This window comes from Paenibacillus sp. 2003 (assembly GCF_031455635.1).
GTDB lineage: Bacteria > Bacillota > Bacilli > Paenibacillales > Paenibacillaceae > Paenibacillus > Paenibacillus amylolyticus_B.
Genome location: NZ_JAVDTB010000007.1, coordinates 221,125 through 235,202, shown reverse-complemented (window position 1 = coordinate 235,202; position 14,078 = coordinate 221,125). Strand labels below are relative to the sequence as shown.

Sequence of the window (14,078 nt, the reverse complement as noted above, 5' to 3'; positions counted from 1 at the left end):
GAAAACAAAATTAAACGTTGAGTGATTTCCGAATGGACAGTGTACTTCCCAAAATACCTACCAGCACACCGAGTCCAATCAACAGTGTTCCAAACAGCAACCAGATTTCGCCGAGCGGAATCAAGTTAAGCATCTGCATGAAGACATCCTGACCAATCGTCTTCATCAACTGGCTGTATCCAACAAACAGCACACCAACCGTAATGACCGAGCCAATAAATCCAATGAGTGCACCTTCAATAAAGAAAGGCCAGCGAATAAAGGTATTGGTTGCGCCAACCAGCTTCATAATTCCGATCTCCCGGCGACGTGCCAGAATCGTTACGCGAATCGTATTAGAGATCAGGAACATGGACATGAGACCCAGTCCCCCGACAAAAATAAATCCGATGTTACGAACAAGTTTCGTAAATTTAAACAACACTTCCACCGTTTCCTTGCCGTAGTTCACTTTCATGATCGGCTTCTCCGGGTGTTTTTCGTTCAAAGCTTCGATTTTTTGCGCCACAAAAGTGACGGTTTCCGGTTCAATGACCTCAACTTCAATGGTCTCCGGCAGTGGGTTGTTGTCCACATCGAAACCGCTAAGCACGTTATCTGCACTCTCTCCAAGACGCTCACGGAACTCCTTGAGTCCTTCTTCCTTGGAAACAAAACGAATCTCACTTACTTCAGGCATCGCGCTGATTTCTTGCTCCAGTGTGTTACGCAGGTTCTCGTCCACATTCAGTTCGAGGAACGTGCTGATCTCCACCTGGCTATCAACCTGATTCGCCATGGAGTTCACATTAAGCACCAGCAACATAAACACACCAAGAATCAATAGCGATACAATGATGGACATGATGGAGGCCACAGACATCCAGCCGTTGCGGAATACGTTTTTGAATCCCTCCCGCAGATGGCGCAAGAGAGTACTAAAATTCATAACCGTATTCCCCTCTCATCTGATCCCGTACAATCTGTCCACGTTCAATGGCGATTACCCGTTTACGCATCGTGTTTACGATATCTTTGTTGTGGGTCGCCATAACAATGGTTGTCCCCCGGAAATTAATCTCATCCAGCAGTTGCATAATCCCCCATGACGTCTCCGGATCGAGGTTCCCTGTAGGCTCGTCCGCGATAATAACCGACGGGTTATTGACGATAGCCCGTGCAATGGCAATACGTTGCTGTTCTCCACCCGAGAGCTGTGAAGGTTCGCGATTTGCCTTACTCCGCAGTCCCACCAAGTCGAGCACTTCCATCACCCGTTTTTTGATATGACGCTTCGGCGCTTCAATAACTTCCATCGCAAATGCCACATTCTCAAATGCTGTCATCCGTGGCAGCAGACGAAAATCCTGGAACACAACGCCGATGTTACGACGCACATAAGGAATCTTTCTTGGCTTCAACTTACCAATATTAAATCCGTTAATGGATATTTGTCCTTTGGTCGGAACTTCTTCTCTGTACATCAATTTCATAAATGTCGATTTACCTGCGCCGGACGGACCGACGATATAGACAAATTCATTGCGGTCGATCTTCACCGACACCCCTTGTAATGCGTGGGTCCCATTGGCGTAGGTCTTCCACACGTCCTGCATTTCTATCACATCATCACTTCCTGCTCGCATAGTTAGCCATTATCATTTCGACACAATCCCGGCATTTCCTTTAAAAAGACCTGAATTTCATCAGGGAAAAATCCACTTCGTTCCTGTTTCAATGGTGAAGCATGGATTCATATGAAGTTTATTGTAACAAATTTGTTACCTATTGAGTACCCGAAAGTTTTCCTGCATTGGATCATATATATAGAAAGTGTTACAAAGTCGGGAACAACAGAAGTATAAAGGAGCGTACGGTTATGAAAAAAATACATTTAACGGTCATTGTTCTATTCTCCATCCTCTTGATCGGCTCCGCGTCTTATGGATTGCTGTACATGTACGTGAATCAACCTGCCCTGCCCAAAGATGTTCATGTTGGCGGCATGCTGGTGGAGGGGAAGAATCGCAAAAACGTATTGCATGAATTGCATGAACAGATCCAAAAGTTGAAGGACTGGCCTGTCACCTTTGAAGTGACTGAACCCAACCCCCAGACGATGTCGTATACCGCAGCTCAGGTGGGGGTGAGCTACAACGTTAAAAGCTTTGAATCCGCGATACAGCAGCTAGAGAAAGGTAACCTGTGGGAACGCGCTTACGCACGTTATCATTTTCCGAAAGAGTTCTCTCTCGATATGAGTTTCGACTTACAACCACTTCACGAACATCTCAGCCTTGCTTGGGAAAAAGAAACCTTCGGTACACCCGCGAACGCTGTTCGACGCATTACCGCAAGTGACAAAGTGCAGTATATCCCGGAAAAGGGTGTCCGCCGGATTGGTTGGGATACACTCACAAATCTCATTCAGACGAAGCTGCACAGGGATTTCAGTGTACTCAACCCGGATGAGAAACCTGCCCCACTGCTGATCCAGGTACCACTGTATACGCTGAAGCCTGAAGTAACCCTTGATTCGCTACGCAAAGAAGGCATTGACCGAAAGATCATCCAGTTCTCCACGGGTCTGGGCAATAGTAGTGAAGGCCGGATACATAATGTCAGCGCAGCGGCGGAAGCGATTAACGGCATGATTTTACCACCGGATGCCACATTCGATTATGAGAAGGTCGTCCGTAAAGCTGAAAAGGAGTATGGGTTTCGTGAAGCTCCGGTCATTGTCAATGGAAGACTAACCCCCGGAATTGGCGGGGGGATCTGCCAAGTATCTAGTACAGTGTATAACGCAGCGCTATTGACGGGTCTTGATATTATTGAGCGTCGCAACCACTCCCTACCGGTCAAGTATTTACCGAAAGGACTGGATGCCACCTTTGCCTCTGGAGCCATCAACTTTCGTTTCAAGAACAATACTGGAAAATCCTTACTCATTCATGCAGAGGTAAAGAACCACCAATTGATGGTGAAATTTTTCGGCACATTCCCGGAGAATGTCAGCTATGCACTTGAATCTCGCACCATTGAAACATTAAGTGTTCCGGTAAAGTATGTGTCCAGTGCGGTACTGCCTGATGGTGCTCAGCAGGTGCTGCAAGACGGACAGCCTGGTTATATTGTCGAGACGGTAAGAACCAAGAGGCTGGACGGCAAAGTGGTCGAATCCAAAACGATTACACGAGACACGTACAAAGCCCAGAATCGTCTGATTGCTCGCTCAGGTCATAGCAGCCTGCCCGATCCACAAGAACCTTCTGTTGTTGAGGACGGGATCAGCGATACGAAACAGCCTTAATTTTTTTTTCAAAGCAACCGACAACTTACAGATCACGGAATGGTACAAACAAGGTCCTGCCGTAATTCATAGATAAGCATAAGCTGATCACACGAAAACAAAAAGACACACTTCACGTCCCTTTTGAGGATAAGCGAGAAGTGTGTCTCTACATTTTCAAGATAAGTTATTCGAGTTTTACCAAGCTAAGATTAGCTTTACTACTGTAACTTACGGTTTACTGCATAACGGCTTAGTGACCGCCAGTGTATTCGCCTTGCTCTTCGCCTACAACCATCTTCTCTTTTCCCATGAAGAAGGAAGCGACCAACGCGAGTGCAGCCGGAATCACAGCCCAGGCAAATAACTGCACGATGGAAGAGGACAGGGCATGCGTGATGCTATCCAGCACCTGAGGCGGAATCGCCTGTCTGAGTTCTGGTGAGAGCAACGCATGTGGATCGGTCAGATCCACTCCCTGAGGCACGCCACCGGCTGAAGCACCGCCTGCTTCCGCAGCTGAACCAGCGAGAGCATCGTTCATTTTACGCGTAAATACCTGGCTCTGTACGATACCAAAGATGGTAATGCCCATCGTCATGCCGAGGGACCGCAAAAAGTTAAGTGTGGAACTCGCCGCACCGCGTCTTTGCGGTTCAAACGCATTCATGGCTGCATTGCTAAGTACGGAGAACGAAGCACCGACACCCAGACCAACCATCACCATGTAGATACGTATCGTCCAGAGGGAAGAATTCTCATCCAGCGTAGTTAGCAATCCAAGCCCAATGACAAGCAAGGCTAACGTAGGAATCATGATATTGCGATATTTGATTTTGGTCATCAACACCCCGCCCAGGGACGCCGTCACAACGGACCCAAGCATCATGGGCAGTAGCACAAGACCTGAGTTGGTCGCTTTGCCACCAAGTACCCCCTGTATGAAGATCGGAATGTACACGGATGCTGTAATGAACGCTGCACCACTGAACATCCCAATAACGTTACTGGACCAGTAGACCCGGTTGCGGAACATGCCGAAGGAGATGATGGGTTCCTTCGCTCTTGTTTCTGCAAAAAGGAAAAGTAGCGCTAGTGCTACAAATCCGGCAAACAAGCCAAGAATCTGCCACGAACCCCAGGCAAACGTTTTGCCGCCCAGTTCCAGACCAAAGATCAGGCACACAACAGCACCGATCAGCGTTACAGCACCCAGCCAGTCGATCTGTTGGGATTGATGCTGATGAGACTCCTTGTAGAGAAGAAGGCAATAAACACAAATGCAATCAAGCCTAGCGGCAGGTTGATATAGAATACCCATTCCCATGTCGCATACTGAGTAATATAAGCACCAAGCAGTGGTCCAAAGACGCTGGACAGACCGAAGACCGCTCCAAACAATCCACCCAATTTACCACGAGATTCTGGTGCCACGACATCAAACATGATCGTAAAGGCAATCGGCACCAAGGCACCCGCACCAATACCCTGAATCGCTCTGTACATCGTCAATTCCACAATAGACGTTGCCGTTCCGCACAGCGCTGAGCCGAGCATAAACACAATAATACCAAATACAAAAAACTTCTTCCGTCCATACATATCGGATAACTTACCAAAGATCGGCATCCCTGCCATCTCAGCCACCATGTACGCGGAGGTAACCCAGACGAACTTGTCGAGCCCACCCAGCTTCCCGACAATGTCCCCCATAGCTGTTGCCACGATGGTGTTATCCATCGAAGCCATTAGTATGCTGAGCAGTAACCCTGCCAGCACTAATCCAATACTGTTTTTACGTGCAACCATTGTACTCAATCTCTCCATTCACGCTCTATTCATATGACTGCATTAGTATATCCGAAAAGAAGTTTTCGTTAATCAGTCCAAGGACCGATTGCTTTGCAGCAAAACTTCCGATTGCGGATGAATTTGCAGAGATGAACGGTATTCCACTGTACCGACCCGGCAGCCAGGACCGATTTTTATTTTATCGCCACGTACAATCTCGGCCTCGGTATTTTCTAATTCAATATTGTCACCTTCGATAATCTGTGCCTTGAGAATTGATTTATTCCCCGTAAACAAGTCATTTAACCTGCCACTCTTCACCGAGATGATGGAACCGCCCATTTCCTTGACCTCGGATGGACCCATGATTTTGAGTGTCATTTGTTCAGCGCTGAGCATCCCGGCTATTGTCAACCGTCCGTTCAGCTTGATATTTTCCGCCTGACAATCCCCTGACAGATGAAGCTCACCGACCACTTTGATATGCTCAGCTTTGGCATGCATGCCAGGTGCCTGGATTCCATCCTCAACATCGTTGCTGGCCTCTCGCTCTGTCAGAGTAAGGGTTCCGGTAATTTTAATATCTGTGGATTCAAGCGATCCGTATATGACCGATGTACCCGTACATTTGAATCGATCACAAGATAAATTGTCGTTGAAGGATGCGTCCCCTACGACCTTGACCTTGCCGTACACGCCCCCAGCAGAACTGCCATCACCAACGATGCTGATATCCACTTTTTTGTCCAAAGAACGCCCAGGATTGTTATTCATGTCGATCCCATCCCTTTCTCTCCATATCCAAAATTTAAATTCGCTGACTGCTGCCCACCTTGGCATCCTGATCTACCTCAAGTTCACCTGAATACTCGACCAGCCTGATGTTACAGCCGCGACCGATAAAAATGTTACTCCCCCGAACAATATCAGCTTCGGTATCTTCCAGCACAATCTCATCGCCCTCAATTAAGGATGTCTTAAATGATGGAGTCCCGCCCAGGCCAATACTTTTCCAGAACCCGTTTTGTTGCTCCTTGCGACGAATATCAATACGCTCTCCGCCAATCTCTTTAGCCGAAGAAGAGGTATGCAGCCTGATCTCCACTGTTCCCGCATTCAGGAAGCCGCTGATCTTGATATTTCCCTGTACGTTCAGGGACTCACATTGCACATCACCTTCAATATCGATCACACCGCCAATATCAATTCGTTCCCCATCCACTCTTCCACGTACGGTACACTTTCCGTTCACTTCAAGCTCAGGGCTATGGAGATCTCCGTTAATCGTCGTCATGCCATCCACCCGGACACGAGAACTGGTCAAAGGTCCATTCAACGTGCACATGCCGTTAATTGTTGCACTCTCAGAGGTCAAAGCGCCGTGCATCTTCAATGTCCCATTCACTTCCATAGAGGTACAGTCCAGGTTGCCGTTCACCTTAGCCATGCCATCAATAGATACACGGTAAAAATTCCCGCCTGCCGTTTGACTTATGCCCGCCACATTCAGATCATTCCGCTTATTCCGCTCTTCCATAGATGATCCTCTCCTTATCCCAATTTGAGTTTTAATTCTTCCATAAATGTTCCCATCGGCTGCCTAAGAACCACTTTCACACCATTGTCAAAATAAAACTCCGTTCCTGCTGTTACCAGCATGAATGAAGGAACACCCATCTTACGAATAAGCACGAGTTCGCTGGGTTTGCCTGTAAAACGATAATAATGTTCAGACATCACATCGATCAGCAACGCACCCTCTTGCCGAGTAATATCTCCGCTCATTAACAGCTTATCAAGGACGTAGAGCATCATAATCTGCTCCAAAGCATACAACGGTTGTTCCCGACCTGCTTCTTCCAATAGATCCAGCGAGATTTGTGAAACAATGTTTCGCTCTAACAGTTGCTCTGCAGACATCTCCACTTCACCCAACGTAGGTGAGAACACGTCTGCCAGCTCATCCAGTGATAATCCATCTTTCATATTGAGAATCTTGTCAATGCGCAGTAAAATCTGTTGTTTGGGAAAAAAGGTCTCTTGTCCGGTGTAGGACGACTTCCGAATGAACCATTCTTCCGGAATGAGATTTTTCCGCTTCCAACGGTATAACTGGCCATAGGAGATTCCTGTCAGGTCCAGCAGTTCTTTTTTGGAGATCAAATCATCCGTCATATATGGTCCCCCTTTATAGTGAAATCAGTGTAACATAACATTGTTACGTTGTAAACAACGTCGTAACAATGTTGATCTTCCCTCCATTCCACTCATCTGGCTTAGCCTGTTGAAACCTTACAATTTAGAGATACTCCTGCATGATTTTTTAATGTGCATCTTGTTATTGCATTGCACGAGCAATGCGTATAACCTGTTAAATATGGACACTTAAAAGCTATTAGGGAGCAATCCCGGCTCATCCTCTCAAGTCAAAAACACGTGGTTAACGAACTTATGAAAGGGGTTTCTTATACTCATGGCACTTATTAAATGTGATTTTTACTCCGATACGCTTGGGCTGAGTACCAGCATGCATGTCATTCTGCCGCAACAAACCCACAATCAGATCGGTATGGAGAACGTGACCGGCAAAGGTCTTCACCCAACCCTGTACCTGTTACACGGTCTATCGGATGATGATTCCATCTGGCTACGCCGCACATCAATTGAACGTTATGTAGCGAACCTTGGAATCGCCGTTGTTATGCCACAGGTACATCGCAGCTTCTATACAGATATGGTCGAAGGCGGAAAATACTGGACGTTTATCAGCGAAGAATTGCCCTCACTTGCTCGTTCTTTCTTCCCTCTGTCACCAAAGCGTGAGGATAACTTCGTTGCTGGATTATCCATGGGTGGTTATGGCGCGTTTAAGCTGGCCCTTCGTAAACCAGATCAATATGCTGCAGCTGCTAGTTTGTCTGGAGCACTCGATATGTCTGCACATATGGATAGAAACGCATCCTCAGCATTGCAACAGGCTGAGTTACAACGGATTTTTGGACCACAGGTGGCAGGCACTGAGAATGATCTGATTCATCTGTTAAAAGAGAGCCAACCTCAGCGGCCTCTGCTCTACCAATGCTGCGGAACGGAAGATTTTTTGTATGAGGATAATCAAACCTTCCGTCAAGCCTGTGAACAGACGGACTTCGAATTGACATACGAGGAAGGACCTGGCGAACATGAGTGGGGCTACTGGGATGCGAAGATTCAAGATGTATTGAAATGGTTGCCTTTGCCCAAGCGCGATTAGTAGAGCATTAGTAGCCCCTGCAGATAATGAAGACTGGCATTCCGATGACAAAACAACCTTCCGTTGCTATGGAGCTGGAATGATCCACATCATATCGCTGTAAAACACAAAAAGGCAGGCCGTTGAGAACAAAGTTCTCTGGCCTGCTTCTTTATTGTACTGGCGTATCTGTACAAATACCTATAGTAACCGTGATATTAACCGCGGTTCGTAATCCATTGCTCGGTAATCTCCAGTACCTTCTCACTGCGTCCAATGGCTTCAGCAACTTGACCCGAAGCTGTTCCTCCGTAAACATTACGAGCGTTCACTACCGCTTCCGGTTGCAGCACATCATAGATCCGGTCATCAAACAGTGGTGAGAACTGACGGAATTCATCAATCGTCAGATCCAGCAAATACTTGCTGTTCTGGATGCAGTACAGTACCGTTTTACCAATCACTTCATGCGCTTGACGGAAAGGCAAACCTTCGCCCACGAGGAAGTCAGCAATATCCGTAGCGTTGGAGAAATCCTGGTTGACCGCTTGACGCATACGATCCTTGTTCACTGTCATTGTCGCGATCATCGGAGCGAACAATTGCAGTGCGCCCTCCAGCGTCGCTACAGTATCAAACATGCCTTCTTTGTCTTCCTGCATGTCTTTGTTGTATGCCAGCGGAAGAGATTTTAGTACCGTCAGCAAACCGATCAGGTTGCCGTACACACGTCCTGTTTTACCACGAACCAGTTCAGGAACGTCCGGGTTTTTCTTCTGAGGCATAATGCTACTGCCTGTGCAGAACGCATCGTCCAGTTCAACAAAACCAAACTCCGTGCTGCTCCACAGTACCAACTCTTCGCTCAAACGGGACAAGTGAGTCATGATGAGGGAAGCTGCTGCCAGGAACTCAACAATAAAGTCACGGTCGCTTACTGCGTCCAGACTGTTCTCGTACACGCCATCAAAGCCCAGTTGTTCCGCGACAAAATGACGGTCAATCGGGAATGTTGTGCCCGCGAGCGCACCTGCACCTAGTGGCAGGATATTAATGCGTTTGTAGCTGTCCATCAGACGCTCCGCATCCCGTTGGAACATGGAGACATACGCCATCAGGTGATGGGCGAACAGAATCGGCTGTGCCCGTTGAAGATGCGTATAACCCGGTACGATGGTATCGAGGTTATCTTTCGCTTGTCCAATCAGTGCTTCCTGCAAGGAGTGCAGCATACCTACAAAGCCAACCACGCGCTCACGCAGATACAAGTGCATATCCGTTGCAACCTGGTCGTTCCGGCTACGGCCTGTATGTAATTTACCGCCTACAGGGCCAATCGTTTCGATCAGGTTTTTCTCAATGTTCATGTGGATGTCTTCGTCCGATACGGAGAATTCCACTTCGCCCGCACGGATTTTGTGCAGAACGGTGATCAGTCCTTCTTTGATCGTTTCCACATCTTCCGCCGGAAGAATACCACATTTGCCCAGCATCGTCACATGGGCCAGACTGCCCTGAATATCTTCCTCAGCCAAAGCTTTGTCAAAATTGATCGATGCCGTATATTCCTCAACCAAATGATTGGTTTGTTTTGTAAAACGTCCTCCCCACAGCTTGCTCATAGTGAGTACTCCCCTTTCGCTCATGGACAAAGCCGCTCCTGCCAGATGTGCAAGAACGGCCTGTCTTGTCATTTATATTGATATAGATCTATGATGCAGGTTGAAATTAGTTTTTGTTCTGCTCCACGCCGGAGTTTACTTTCAGACGCAGTGCATTCAGGCGGATAAAGCCTGTTGCATCGCCTTGATCGTACGCCTGTGTTGGATCAGCTTCCATCGTAGCGATGTCCGGATTGTAGAGGCTGACAGGACTTTTCACGCCTGCGCCGATGATGTTGCCTTTGTACAGTTTCACACGAACTGTACCTGTAACGTTCTTCTGGCTTTCAGTCACCAGCGCTTGCAGCGCCAGACGTTCCGGTGCGAACCAGAAACCGTTGTAAACGAGTGTGCTGTAACGTGTGATCAGGCTATCACGCAGGTTCATCACTTCACGGTCCATCGTGATGGATTCCATTTTGCGATGTGCGGTGAACAAGATTGTACCACCTGGTGTTTCGTACACGCCACGGCTCTTCATACCAACAAAACGGTTCTCAACCATATCTACACGGCCAATACCATGTTTGCCACCCAGCTCATTCAGTTGCTCCATCACTTGCAGCGGGCTCAGGCGCTCACCGTTCAGTGCAACACAGTCACCTTGTTCGAATTCAAGCTCAACATATTCCGCTTGGTCTGGTGCATCTTCAGGTGCACTGCTCAGCAGGAACATGTCTTTGTTCTCGTCCGCGCTTGGATCGAACCAAGGATCTTCAAGCACACCGCTCTCATAACTGATATGCAGCAAGTTACGGTCTGTCGAGTATGGTTTAGCCGCAGAAGCGGTTACCGGAATGCCATGTTTCTCAGCGTAAGCGATCATCTCGGCACGTCCCGGGAATTGGTTACGGAATTCTTCCAGACGCCAAGGTGCAATTACGTTAATGTCTGGTGTCAGTGCAGCCGCGTTCAGCTCAAACCGAACTTGGTCATTTCCTTTACCTGTAGCGCCGTGAGCGATGGCTGTAGCACCTTCTGCACGAGCGATGTCCACCATGCGTTTAGCGATCAGTGGACGAGCGATACTTGTACCAAGCAGGTATTGTCCTTCATAGAGGGCACCCGCCTGGAACATCGGATAGATGAAATCTTTTGCGAACTCATCGCGTAGATCGTCAATGTATACTTTGGAAGCGCCTGTTGCCAGTGCTTTTTCCTCCAAACCGTCCAGTTCATCTTTTTGTCCAATATCCGCTGTGAATGCAATAATCTCTGCATCATACGTTTCTTTCAACCATTTCAAAATTACAGATGTGTCCAACCCGCCTGAATATGCGAGTACAATTTTTTCCTTAGCCATGTTCAATGGTCCTCCCCAAGATCAGTTAAGTTAAACAGAGCCTTCATACACTGAATCCTACGAGCTTCTTATTTAATTAACTTTTTAAAGTACATTATAGATGAATCTATCATCGCGAAATCTGCGCCTAAAATCAACCCATAAAGGCAAACAGCATCTATTCGCTCATTAACGCAGCCATTAATGCCTTCTGTGCATGCAAGCGATTCTCCGCCTGATCAAAGATCAGGGAGTTGGGTCCGTCAATTACACCGGCACTCACTTCTTCGCCGCGGTGTGCTGGCAGACAATGCAAGAACATGTAGTCCGGCTTCGCGCCTTTCATCAGTTCCTCGTCCACTTGATATGCCGCAAATGCCTGCTCACGAATCTTCTGCTCTTCCTCAAAGCCCATGCTCGCCCATACATCCGTATACACGATATCTGCATCTTTCGCAGCTTCCTGTGCACTGTACGTTACAGTTACTTCAGAACCGCTCTCCTGTGCGATAATGCGCGCCTGCTCCACAACTGCGCTATCCGGCTCATAGCCTTCTGGCGTTGCTACAGCAACATGCATACCCATCTTCGCTGCTCCGAGCATCAGGGAGTGCGCCATGTTGTTGCCATCTCCGATGTAGGCCATTTTCAGACCTGCGAGCTTGCCTTTGTGCTCCAGCACCGTTTGGAAGTCTGCCAGTACCTGACAAGGATGCGCTGCATCGCTCAGGCCGTTAATGACTGGAACATCGGCATGCTCTGCCAGTTCAGTTACATTATGGTGTCCAAAGGTACGAATCATGATGCCGTCCAGGTAGCGGGACAACACTTTGGCTGTATCATGTGTTGTTTCCCCGCGACCCAGCTGGATATCATTTTTGCTCAGGAAAAGTGCGTGTCCACCCAATTGGAACATGCCCACTTCAAAGGATACACGCGTACGTGTGGATGATTTTTCAAAAATAAGTCCGATCGTTTTGCCTTTCAACGGTTGAAAAGGTACACCGCTTTTTTGCTTGCCTTTAATCTCAATCGCGAGATCAAGCAGATAACGAATCTCCTCGGCCGTATAGTCCGTGAATTCGATAAAATCCCGGCCTCTCAGATCAATCTTCTGAATCTTTTCCGTCTGTTGTGCTGTCATCTATAATGTCCTCCTTATTTCCGGTTCCCTGCACCCGCATGGGCAGAAGAGAGAGCAACGTTGACACTTTGTCTGGGTGCTTCTCAAGTTGTTTAATCATTTCCATCTTCTGCAAGTTCACCACGCGGCTACAGGGATTCATCATCTCATTCTGCTTCGAGGCCGGTAATGGCCCCGAGACAGAAAGGTTCTCATTTTTATATTAGGCTTTCGCCGCTACGTGCTCTTCGATCAATGTGGCTACCAAGGATACCGCCTCGTCGATCTCTTCTTTGCTCACATACAGGTTCGGAAGCAAACGAATCACATTCGGTCCTGCAGAGACAAACAAGATACCGCGTTTTTGTCCAGCAAGCACAATATCACCTATCGGCTCAGCGCATTCAATACCGACGAGCAATCCCATGCCACGTACTTCCTTCACAAAGGAATTGCCGGCCAAACGATTCCGCAGGGAGCTCATCAGGTATTCGCCCATCTCCGCTGCACGCTCTGGCAAGCGATCTTCAAGCATCGTTTCAATTGTTGCGATTACAACGGATGAAGCGAGCGGTGTTCCGCCAAAGGTCGTCGCATGGCTTCCTGGCGTGAAAGCATCCCGCAAGAAACCTTTACCCAACATCGCGCCAACAGGGAAACCACTACCGATACCTTTGGCAACCGTGAACACGTCTGGCTCAATGCCATAATGTTCGTGTGCAAACAGTTTCCCCGTACGTCCCATTCCTGTTTGTACTTCATCAACTATCAACAGCAACCCATGCTCGTCACACAATTTCCGTACATGTTTGACGAATTCCGGTTCAACCGGATATACACCACCTTCGGCCTGAACCATTTCCAGCATAATAGCTGCTGTGTTGGGTCCAATTGCCGCTTCAAGTGCAGGGATATCATGCAAAGGTACGGTTACAAATCCGGCTGGCAATGGTAAAAATCCTTCTTTCACCTTATCCTGTCCGGTTGCTGTCAGTGTAGCGAGTGTCCGTCCATGGAAGGACTGGGCAAATGTGATCACTTCATACCGATCTGTACCCTTCACCTTCTGGTGATAACGACGGGCTACTTTAATAGCCGCTTCGTTCGCTTCGGCACCACTGTTACAGAAGAACACTGCATCAGCGCATGTATTGGCTGTCAGCAATGCTGCTGCTTTCTCCTGGCCCGGAATCTGGAACAGGTTGGACACATGCCACAACTCATCAATCTGAGCTTTCAGCTTGGCTCCAACTTTCTCCGGTGCATGGCCCAGGCTAGTTACAGCGAGGCCGCACATGAAATCGAGATAGCGGTTGCCCTGATCATCCCACAACCAGCTGCCTTTACCTTTAACCAGACTGATTGGATAACGTGCATACGTTTGGAAAAGCGAGCTTTCCGTCTGTACCGCTGCACCTGTTGCTGTTGCGCCCGCTACCGCTGTGCCAGAACCTGGCTGTTCGTTGCCTTTTGCCATGACCATATCACTCCTATTGGTTGGTGCAACGGCAATCATATAAGAGCCCTGACTTACACTAGACCACTCCGATTGCAGAACCATCTTTTGAACACCTGCATACTCCACTTCGATGACAGAACAACCTTCCGATCGCTGTTATCCCCGGATTTTTTTGATTAATTGTTTAAAGGTGGAAATCCGGGGATAAAGGCGCACGCTTCGCTTCTTCAGGTTATTTCTGTCCTCTACGTTATGCATT

11 protein-coding genes and 1 pseudogene are annotated in these 14,078 nt (G+C 48.0%); 2 read left to right on the top strand and 10 right to left on the bottom strand.

Annotated elements, in window-relative coordinates; genetic code table 11:
- Positions 1–10 precede the first annotated feature (10 nt).
- Positions 11–928, bottom strand: a complete 918-nt coding sequence (ftsX, locus tag J2X75_RS24025; RefSeq protein ID WP_091013078.1) for a permease-like cell division protein FtsX — start codon at positions 926–928, stop codon at positions 11–13.
- Positions 918–1,604 (bottom strand): cell division ATP-binding protein FtsE, encoded by a 687-nt coding sequence (gene ftsE, locus J2X75_RS24020; RefSeq protein ID WP_024631580.1) that lies wholly within the window; start codon positions 1,602–1,604, stop codon positions 918–920. The genes ftsX and ftsE overlap by 11 nt, the downstream gene beginning before the upstream one ends.
- 254 nt (positions 1,605–1,858) lie before the next feature.
- Between ftsE and J2X75_RS24015 the strand changes: the two genes are divergently transcribed.
- A complete protein-coding gene (locus tag J2X75_RS24015; RefSeq protein ID WP_310340866.1) occupies positions 1,859–3,292 on the top strand; it encodes a VanW family protein in 1,434 nt (477 codons plus the stop codon).
- A gap of 232 nt (positions 3,293–3,524) precedes the next feature.
- Here J2X75_RS24015 and J2X75_RS24010 read toward each other — a convergent pair.
- From J2X75_RS24010 to J2X75_RS23995, 4 genes and pseudogenes are all read right to left on the bottom strand, one after another.
- Positions 3,525–5,080 (bottom strand): annotated as a pseudogene (locus J2X75_RS24010) (MDR family MFS transporter).
- A gap of 72 nt (positions 5,081–5,152) precedes the next feature.
- Entirely contained in the window at positions 5,153–5,836 is a 684-nt protein-coding gene (locus tag J2X75_RS24005) for a hypothetical protein (protein ID WP_150364336.1), read from the bottom strand.
- 34 nt (positions 5,837–5,870) lie between these two features.
- Positions 5,871–6,599 (bottom strand): polymer-forming cytoskeletal protein, encoded by a 729-nt coding sequence (locus J2X75_RS24000; RefSeq protein WP_310340863.1) that lies wholly within the window; start codon positions 6,597–6,599, stop codon positions 5,871–5,873.
- A 14-nt stretch (positions 6,600–6,613) separates the two neighbouring features.
- Positions 6,614–7,237 carry a YhbD family protein gene (locus J2X75_RS23995; protein ID WP_310340861.1) on the bottom strand — a complete coding sequence of 208 codons (624 nt, stop codon included), beginning with the start codon at positions 7,235–7,237 and terminating at the stop codon, positions 6,614–6,616.
- Between the two features lie 298 nt (positions 7,238–7,535).
- Between J2X75_RS23995 and J2X75_RS23990 the strand changes: the two genes are divergently transcribed.
- On the top strand, positions 7,536–8,315 hold the full coding sequence (locus J2X75_RS23990; RefSeq protein ID WP_310340859.1) for an alpha/beta hydrolase: 780 nt from the start codon (positions 7,536–7,538) through the stop codon (positions 8,313–8,315).
- 197 nt (positions 8,316–8,512) lie between these two features.
- Here J2X75_RS23990 and argH read toward each other — a convergent pair whose 3' ends face one another.
- The 4 genes from argH to J2X75_RS23970 form a co-directional block, all read right to left on the bottom strand.
- On the bottom strand, positions 8,513–9,916 hold the full coding sequence (gene argH, locus J2X75_RS23985) for an argininosuccinate lyase (RefSeq protein WP_036612430.1): 1,404 nt from the start codon (positions 9,914–9,916) through the stop codon (positions 8,513–8,515).
- Positions 9,917–10,022: 106 nt separating this feature from the next.
- A complete protein-coding gene (locus tag J2X75_RS23980; RefSeq protein WP_017692004.1) occupies positions 10,023–11,258 on the bottom strand; it encodes an argininosuccinate synthase in 1,236 nt (411 codons plus the stop codon).
- Positions 11,259–11,415: 157 nt separating this feature from the next.
- A complete protein-coding gene (gene argF, locus J2X75_RS23975) occupies positions 11,416–12,381 on the bottom strand; it encodes an ornithine carbamoyltransferase (protein ID WP_047840650.1) in 966 nt (321 codons plus the stop codon).
- Between the two features lie 202 nt (positions 12,382–12,583).
- A complete protein-coding gene (locus J2X75_RS23970) occupies positions 12,584–13,837 on the bottom strand; it encodes an aspartate aminotransferase family protein (protein WP_310340957.1) in 1,254 nt (417 codons plus the stop codon).
- Between the last annotated feature and the right edge of the window lie 241 nt (positions 13,838–14,078).

What these genes read in the sequence shown, in the direction of transcription:
- J2X75_RS23990 (WP_310340859.1), top strand. Translation starts at nt 7,536, where the DNA reads ATGGCACTTATTAAATGTGATTTTTACTCCGATACGCTTGGGCTGAGT.
- argF (WP_047840650.1), bottom strand. Translation starts at nt 12,381, where the DNA reads ATGACAGCACAACAGACGGAAAAGATTCAGAAGATTGATCTGAGAGGC.
- J2X75_RS24005 (WP_150364336.1), bottom strand. Translation starts at nt 5,836, where the DNA reads ATGAATAACAATCCTGGGCGTTCTTTGGACAAAAAAGTGGATATCAGC.
- J2X75_RS23995 (WP_310340861.1), bottom strand. Translation starts at nt 7,237, where the DNA reads ATGACGGATGATTTGATCTCCAAAAAAGAACTGCTGGACCTGACAGGA.
- argH (WP_036612430.1), bottom strand. Translation starts at nt 9,916, where the DNA reads ATGAGCAAGCTGTGGGGAGGACGTTTTACAAAACAAACCAATCATTTG.
- J2X75_RS23980 (WP_017692004.1), bottom strand. Translation starts at nt 11,258, where the DNA reads ATGGCTAAGGAAAAAATTGTACTCGCATATTCAGGCGGGTTGGACACA.
- J2X75_RS23970 (WP_310340957.1), bottom strand. Translation starts at nt 13,837, where the DNA reads ATGGCAAAAGGCAACGAACAGCCAGGTTCTGGCACAGCGGTAGCGGGC.
- J2X75_RS24015 (WP_310340866.1), top strand. Translation starts at nt 1,859, where the DNA reads ATGAAAAAAATACATTTAACGGTCATTGTTCTATTCTCCATCCTCTTG.
- ftsX (WP_091013078.1), bottom strand. Translation starts at nt 928, where the DNA reads ATGAATTTTAGTACTCTCTTGCGCCATCTGCGGGAGGGATTCAAAAAC.
- J2X75_RS24000 (WP_310340863.1), bottom strand. Translation starts at nt 6,599, where the DNA reads ATGGAAGAGCGGAATAAGCGGAATGATCTGAATGTGGCGGGCATAAGT.